Origin of the sequence: Shigella sp. FC1661, from assembly GCF_001712525.1 — a bacterium.
Lineage (GTDB): Bacteria > Pseudomonadota > Gammaproteobacteria > Enterobacterales > Enterobacteriaceae > Escherichia > Escherichia coli.
The window spans coordinates 1-6,929 of sequence record NZ_MDGW01000118.1; the positions used below are offsets into that span (position 1 = coordinate 1).

Annotated in this window: 5 protein-coding genes, 1 tRNA gene and 2 pseudogenes; 7 read left to right on the forward strand and 1 reads right to left on the reverse strand. The window is 50.9% G+C overall.

Annotation, left to right across the window (positions count from 1 at the left end; translation table 11 throughout):
* Nucleotides 1–144: 144 nt before the first annotated feature.
* From actS to BFF42_RS08595, 7 genes and pseudogenes are all read left to right on the forward strand, one after another.
* Nucleotides 145–900 carry an amidase activator ActS gene (actS, locus tag BFF42_RS08555; protein ID WP_001272558.1) on the forward strand — a complete coding sequence of 252 codons (756 nt, stop codon included), beginning with the start codon at nucleotides 145–147 and terminating at the stop codon, nucleotides 898–900.
* Nucleotides 901–978: 78 nt separating this feature from the next.
* A tRNA-Gly gene (locus BFF42_RS08560) sits at nucleotides 979–1,052 on the forward strand.
* A 134-nt stretch (nucleotides 1,053–1,186) separates the two neighbouring features.
* Nucleotides 1,187–2,794, forward strand: a complete 1,608-nt coding sequence (locus BFF42_RS08565) for a site-specific integrase (protein WP_000935134.1) — start codon at nucleotides 1,187–1,189, stop codon at nucleotides 2,792–2,794.
* A complete protein-coding gene (locus tag BFF42_RS08570) occupies nucleotides 2,787–3,446 on the forward strand; it encodes a DUF4145 domain-containing protein (protein WP_000852870.1) in 660 nt (219 codons plus the stop codon). Before BFF42_RS08565 ends, BFF42_RS08570 begins: the two co-directional genes overlap by 8 nt.
* 1,002 nt (nucleotides 3,447–4,448) lie before the next feature.
* Nucleotides 4,449–5,336, forward strand: coding sequence for a Rha family transcriptional regulator (locus tag BFF42_RS08580; protein ID WP_071821637.1), 888 nt, complete (start codon nucleotides 4,449–4,451; stop codon nucleotides 5,334–5,336).
* Nucleotides 5,337–5,649: 313 nt separating this feature from the next.
* Nucleotides 5,650–6,141, forward strand: a complete 492-nt coding sequence (locus tag BFF42_RS08590) for a hypothetical protein (RefSeq protein WP_000898384.1) — start codon at nucleotides 5,650–5,652, stop codon at nucleotides 6,139–6,141.
* Between the two features lie 83 nt (nucleotides 6,142–6,224).
* Nucleotides 6,225–6,476: pseudogene (locus tag BFF42_RS08595) on the forward strand (hypothetical protein); the annotation flags it as partial.
* 11 nt (nucleotides 6,477–6,487) lie between these two features.
* Here BFF42_RS08595 and BFF42_RS08600 read toward each other — a convergent pair.
* Nucleotides 6,488–6,929: pseudogene (locus BFF42_RS08600) on the reverse strand (IS3 family transposase); the annotation flags it as partial.

Genomic DNA, 6,929 nt, shown 5'->3' on the forward strand with positions numbered 1-6,929 from the left:
GTAGCTGAACAGGAGGGACAGCTGATAGAAACAGAAGCCACTGGAGCACCTCAAAAACACCATCATACACTAAATCAGTAAGTTGGCAGCATCACCGGCTGGCTGCTATGATAAGGCGTCTTGTTTTTTAAGCGAGGAAAGATTTTGAGTGCGGGACGCCTGAATAAAAAATCTCTGGGTATCGTGATGTTGTTATCGGTTGGACTGCTTTTGGCGGGCTGTTCGGGTAGCAAATCATCCGATACAGGAACGTATTCCGGCTCCGTTTACACCGTGAAACGGGGGGATACGCTATATCGTATTTCGCGCACCACGGGAACCAGCGTAAAAGAACTGGCGCGACTGAACGGCATTTCCCCCCCTTACACCATTGAAGTTGGTCAGAAACTAAAACTGGGTGGGGCGAAAAGTAGCAGTAGTACACGTAAATCAACCGCCAAATCAACGACCAAAACCGCATCGGTTACACCGTCATCAGCGGTACCGAAATCTTCCTGGCCGCCAGTAGGGCAACGTTGTTGGTTATGGCCAACGACAGGGAAAGTTATCATGCCGTATTCGACAGCAGATGGCGGCAATAAAGGGATTGATATCTCAGCTCCACGGGGTACACCTATTTACGCCGCGGGTGCAGGAAAGGTGGTGTATGTGGGCAACCAGCTGCGTGGCTACGGTAATCTCATCATGATTAAACACAGTGAAGATTACATTACGGCTTACGCCCATAATGACACGATGCTGGTAAATAATGGGCAAAGCGTGAAGGCTGGGCAAAAAATCGCCACTATGGGGAGCACGGATGCGGCATCTGTTCGCCTGCATTTCCAGATTCGTTACCGAGCAACGGCAATTGATCCGCTACGTTACTTGCCGCCGCAGGGCAGCAAGCCAAAATGCTGATGGCGAATTAATCAGCAGTCAGCAGCGCGGCACTTGCTAAGGAGAGCGTAAGGTTTATAATGCCTTACGCATCTCGAAGCGGGCGTAGTTCAATGGTAGAACGAGAGCTTCCCAAGCTCTATACGAGGGTTCGATTCCCTTCGCCCGCTCCATGACACTTCTTAAAGTTCAATAACTTACTGAATCCTAAGGGATACGGCTTAAAGCCTTCCGAGAGTTTTACTCACTGTAACCAACACTGTGACTAACTTTGTTGAAGTAGTGAGCAGACCTAAGGTCTCAGTACATGCTCAACTCAAGAACCTACCTTTATCAGCGTAACGGTGTCTTTTACATCCGTCTTAGAATGAAGAGCACTGGTCGCCTGACCGCTTCGCTTCCCTCTCATAACCGTTATAAACTAGCGTCAGTATCACTACGGACTAAGGACAGACGCACCGCTATGGCTCACTCACGGCACATCAAGTCAGCACTTAAAGCAATCCACGCAGATAACCCTAACGCCTCTTATGAGGAGCTACGGGAGCACCTGAAGACCATTGTCGAGTGGGAGCTTAGTGTCAGCCGTGATGACCTGAACGACCCAGAGTCCTACCAGCTTTACGTTGACCAGTACGATGACATTAAGTCCAACCTTCGGGAAGCTGTAGCGACTGAGCGTCTGACTGTAGACCAGCATCGCTATATCAATGACGTTATCGGTGTGCTTAAGGCCTGTCAGGACAGACTCAGGGGTGATAGCTCTGGCCTGTTGTCTTACCTTGAGCCTGAGACCAGTAGTCTAAGACCGTCCGTCTCCCTATCTGTATTGGCAGATCCTGAAGTCCCCGAACCTAAAGCTCTTACCCTCGCGTCTCTCATTGAGCAGTACGAGCAGGAGAACGCCCAGAACTGGAAGCCAGCGACCCTAAGCGAGAACCGAGCGTCGCACTCCACGCTAATCGAGATATTCGACTATCTGGATATTCAGGATGTCGGCAAGGCGACCCGTTCAGATATGCTCAGGGTCCGTGAAGTCCTCCAGCAGATACCGAAGAACCGCAAGCAACGCTTTAAGTCTATGCCGCTGTCTGACCTGCTGAACCGGGAGTCTAAGACTGACTGTTTGGATGTCGTTACCATCAACAATAAATATCTTATCAAGATGGCTGCTGTGTTTAAGTGGGCGGTACGCAACGACTTGATAGCTAAGAACCTGACCGAAGGTCTTGAGCTGAAAGTCCCGCAGCGTAAAGCCTCCGACGCTCGTGATGCGTTCAGTCCTGAGCAGGTAGGGCAACTACTGGTCGCCGCTAAAGCGTACTCTCAGAAGACCGCAGGTAAGCCATACCATTATTACGTCACCGCTCTGGCTGCGATCACTGGAGCAAGACTTAACGAGGTGGCCCAACTTCAGGTCAAAGACGTCAGGGTCACTGAGGCCGGGACCGTGTATATCCACATTAACGAAGACGATAGCAGCCTGCCGGGTAAGAGCGTTAAGAATGCGCATAGCGACCGCTGTGTCCCGCTGGTCGATGGCGCTTATGGTTTTGTATTGGCTGACTTTGTGTCGCTTGTGGAAGACCGTAGAAAGGCTGAGGGTGATAATGCTATGGTATTCGATGGCCTCAAGCTGATGAAGAACGGCTACGGTGAGCAGGTGAGCAAATGGTTTAACCGAACGTTGCTACCTAAAGTCCTTGCTGACCGTAGCGGCTTAGCGTTTCACTCGTTTAGACATACTGTTGCGACCCAGTTAAAACAACATGGGGTCGAGTTAGCGTATGCTCAGGCGATTATGGGCCATTCGAGCGGGTCCATAACTTACGACCGTTACGCGAAAGAGGTTGAGGTAGATAGATTGGTTAATGTGATGGCTGGTGTTTATAAGGAGACTGGAGTAAATGGCTGAGTATTATCCGGCGGTGTTTGAAGCAGAAGCTTTTAATTGCCCTCACTGCGGTGTATATGCCCGTCAGTTCTGGCGTAGTATGTATGGTAATTCGAATGTGCTTGCGGTCAAATCAACTGAGTTCCGAATGTCAACATGCTCTCATTGTGGTGAAGATGCCTATTGGTATCAGGGCAACATGTTGATCCCTGCGGCTGGCAATGTTGAACTCCCAAACCCAGACATGCCCGATGACTGCAAGTCAGACTATATGGAAGCTAGAAGCATCATTAATCTGTCTCCTAAAGGCGCAGCAGCACTCCTTCGTCTTTGCCTCCAAAAGCTAATGGTCCACTTAGGCGAACCGGGAAACAACATTAATGCTGACATTCGGTCACTCGTCCAGAAAGGACTACCTGTACGCATTCAGCAGGCAGCAGACATCTGTCGTATCGTTGGCAATCAGGCGGTCCATCCAGGAGAGATTAGCCTTGATGACGACCCACAGTTGGCACATGGTCTCTTTAAGCTGTTGAACATTATTGTCACTGAGCAGATTACCAGACCGAAAGAAATTGAGGCTATGTTCCAGAGTATGCCTGAAGGTCCACGCCAAGGTATTGAGAATCAGGACAGACAGGCGAGGGAACAGCAGCAGGCTGCTAATGAATAAAACCCACACTATAGGGGGAAGGGGGACTAAACTATCACTATAGGGAGAGACCCTAAGTCCCCCCGGCTTAATACAGCCACCGACCCACACATTCATTAAATCTCAGGCTTCCGGTAGCGGACCGATTGGAAACCATCCGCAATAAGCCTAGTGTTAAATCACCTTGGCCTGAGACCATTCCCTTTAACGTAGCAATCTCTCTCCTTTGACAGGCGGAGAACATCAGACCTCAGCGGAACTTCCGTCTATGAGACCATCGGTGTGCGAGATTGTGAAGAACCAAGACATCATTGCTGAGGTCTGCCATCCATTGTGGACAGGCGGAAACTCAAAGAGGTTAGACCAGTAGTGGTGTCTGAGGTCGGACTTTGAGTCCTGACCAGCAGGCTGGAGGAGACCATGAGTTTATCTTGTTATGGATTGTGTTATCACAATTCCAATAAGAAGAACTTTAAGTCCAGCCTCCACTCCCGCCAACCCGAAGTAAACTATGGTCGCTATGATGTGGTCTCCATGCTTCGGGTCTTACTGGAAGTACTGAACACTTTCGCGTCAAGTTCTCCGAAGTTCATTCCTGTTTGACTAAACTATCACTATAGGGACCATATCTCGCCTCTGACCTCCTGAGAGACGGCAAGCGAGAAACCGTGGTCCACGCTAGCAAGCTAGCCACCAGCCTAAGGCAAGACAGCCTCTGGTCAGCCTGTGTGTTCTTTGGTCTCGTGACTTAAGTCTATCACCACACACGCTCGGACATGCTGTCGAACCTTCATCTCTATGGTCATCGCAGACCACTAACCCCAATTACCTCAAGTCATTCTGTTTGCGTCCTGTTGCCTGCTGGTCTCCCTTTACGTGGGGGCTTGAGTAGGTCAGTGGGGTGCGACTTCAGGGTGCAAACAAAAGGAGTACACGTAAATGACCCAACAAGAAATCAGCGTCATTAACTGAACCGCCCCGGGAATCCTGGAGACTAAACTCCCTGAGAAAGAGGTAAACAGGATGACTAAAAATACTCGTTTTTCCCCCGAAGTCCGTCAGAGGGCGATTCGTATGGTTCTGGAAAGTCAGGGCGAATATGACTCACAGTGGGCGGCAATTTGTTCCATTGCCCCAAAGATTGGCTGTACACCGGAGACTCTGCGTGTCTGGGTACGCCAGCATGAGCGGGATACCGGAGGCGGTTCAAACCTCGACCAGCTTGTCTCCATGACCTCAATTGAAATTGCTGAGCTGACAGGCAAGGAGCACCGAAATGTCCTGCGTGATATTCGCAATATGGCTGAGGAGCTTAACGCGCTCAAAACTGAGCAGTGCTCAAAACTGAGCAGTCATATCGGGGTGACTAAAGATGTTTATCTAAACGCGCAGGGGAAACAGCAGCCTCTGTACCGTCTCGACCGTAAGCATACTTTTATTCTGGTCGCTGGCTATTCCGTTCACCTCCGCGCCAAGTGTTACGACCATATTCAGACGTTAGAGCGTCGAGTCCTTCAACTGGAAGACCAGAAGAAGCGAGCAGCCATTCAGTCTGCTAACCGTCGAGGCGTGACTTGGGGCGACTACTGCAAAACCTATGATCTACCCGCTCAGAAGCTAATGACCGCACTTCTCCAGCATCGTGGCCTCTTTCGTAAGAACCCAATCAGTAACGAGTGGTCTGTAAATCCGAAGTATTCCGACTGCTTCCGTATCATTAAGCCGTCTGACCAGAAGTTCTCAGCAGGTGGTTATAACTTTCGCTTCAACGCTAAGGGATTGGAGGTCTTCGGTAAGCCTGCGATAGTCGATAAACTGCGAGGCATCCTTATTGCCTTCACTGGCACCGACCAGCAGAAGCAAGAGCATCTCCTGAAGCAGGCCCAATCCGGCAAGCTGGAGGGACTCTAAGATGATTGACCCGCGCACACCTGAGGGCCGCATGACTCTCCGTTACCGTGGCTACCGGACTGAAGTCCTCCTCAGAGAGCTTGGTCTAGACCCGGAAGATGAGACCCGCCAGCACCAATCACGAGACGAGCTGATAGTGCAACTGGTCGCTATGAAACTGCCGTCAGCTAGCAAGCTAGCGCCTAACCGTTAGCAGCTCACCTACTTAATACCTCATTTTAAACCTTTTGAGATGACCGATGCGGGGAGACGCCGCAGGACTAAACACGCCTGTGGTCGACCGATAGTCTCAACCTCAAAGGAGTACCAGCATATGTTATTCAACAACAACGAATGGAAACTGTCAGTCACCGACATCGACCTTTACGCAAATACTTGCAAGCTGGACGGTCAGTCCTATCCGTTGTCGCTCGCTATCAAGACCCTCATTCCGGGCTATCTGTCAGGCCTGCCGTCTACCAGCCGCGAGGCAATGGAGTTACTGGAAGCTCTGGCTGAAGCTGGTGTAGCTATTGGCAACTTCTTCAGTAATGACCTGCTGACCGCCTACCAACGCCGCCAGATGAATAAGCGTGTCGAGGCTGAGCGTATCGCTAAAGAGCTGGCGTCTCAGAAAGAGCGTACCCGCGAAATGTTCATGACCGAAGACGAATGGCAGAAAGAGCTACAGCGCCGCGAACAGGTCAAAGCTGAACGCCGGACATATGGTGAGAACCTCCGCAGTGCTACCCATTCCGCTGGTCGCTCACGTGCATCAATTATGGCTGACCTCGATAGTGGCGCTAACTGGATGGACAGCTTGTAAGCAAGCGACCCTCATCTGAGAACACACGGTCCCTGACTGCCTGTTAGGGACTTCAAGTATTTGACTCAAGGAGATTAATTATTATGACCATGACAAAAGACGCTTTACAGTTTGGCATTGAGCCAGTTCGCATTACTGATACTGACAACATGCAGGTAAACGAAGGTCTCCCGACTAACGCCGACCCTCAGGTCTATGCCTTCCAGTTAGCTAAGCTGGTGAAGACCATGCTCAATTCTGTACTTAAAGACGCTCAGGATAACATTCCGTTCCCTGTAGAAGTCCTGCCGACCCGTAACAGCTTACCGACTCCAATCATTGCTCACACTCTGGCTGGGTGAAGTGGTCAACAAAAACTGGCCACCGAGTTAGAGTTTTTCCAGTATCGATTTTCCGATTCGTTTGGGGTAACCCACCACCGGCATCCATTCGTTCTTCAGACTCCTGAAGAAGCGTTCCATTGGGCTGTTATCCCAGCAGTTTCCGCGCCGGCTCATACTCTGTCTGATCTGGTATCGCCACAATAACTGCCGGAACTGCCTGCTCGTATAATGACTGCCCTGATCGCTGTGGAACATCACCCCGCCGGGCTTACCACGGGTTTCCCATGCCATTTCCAGCGCTTTCATGGTGAGCCTGCTGTCCGGCGAGAACGACATGGCCCAGCCCACTGGTTTTCTTGCGAACAGGTCGAGAACAACGGCGAGGTACGCCCAGCGCTTACCCGTCCAGATACAGGTCACATCACCGCACCACACCTGATTTGGCTCGGTCACGGCGAACTGCCT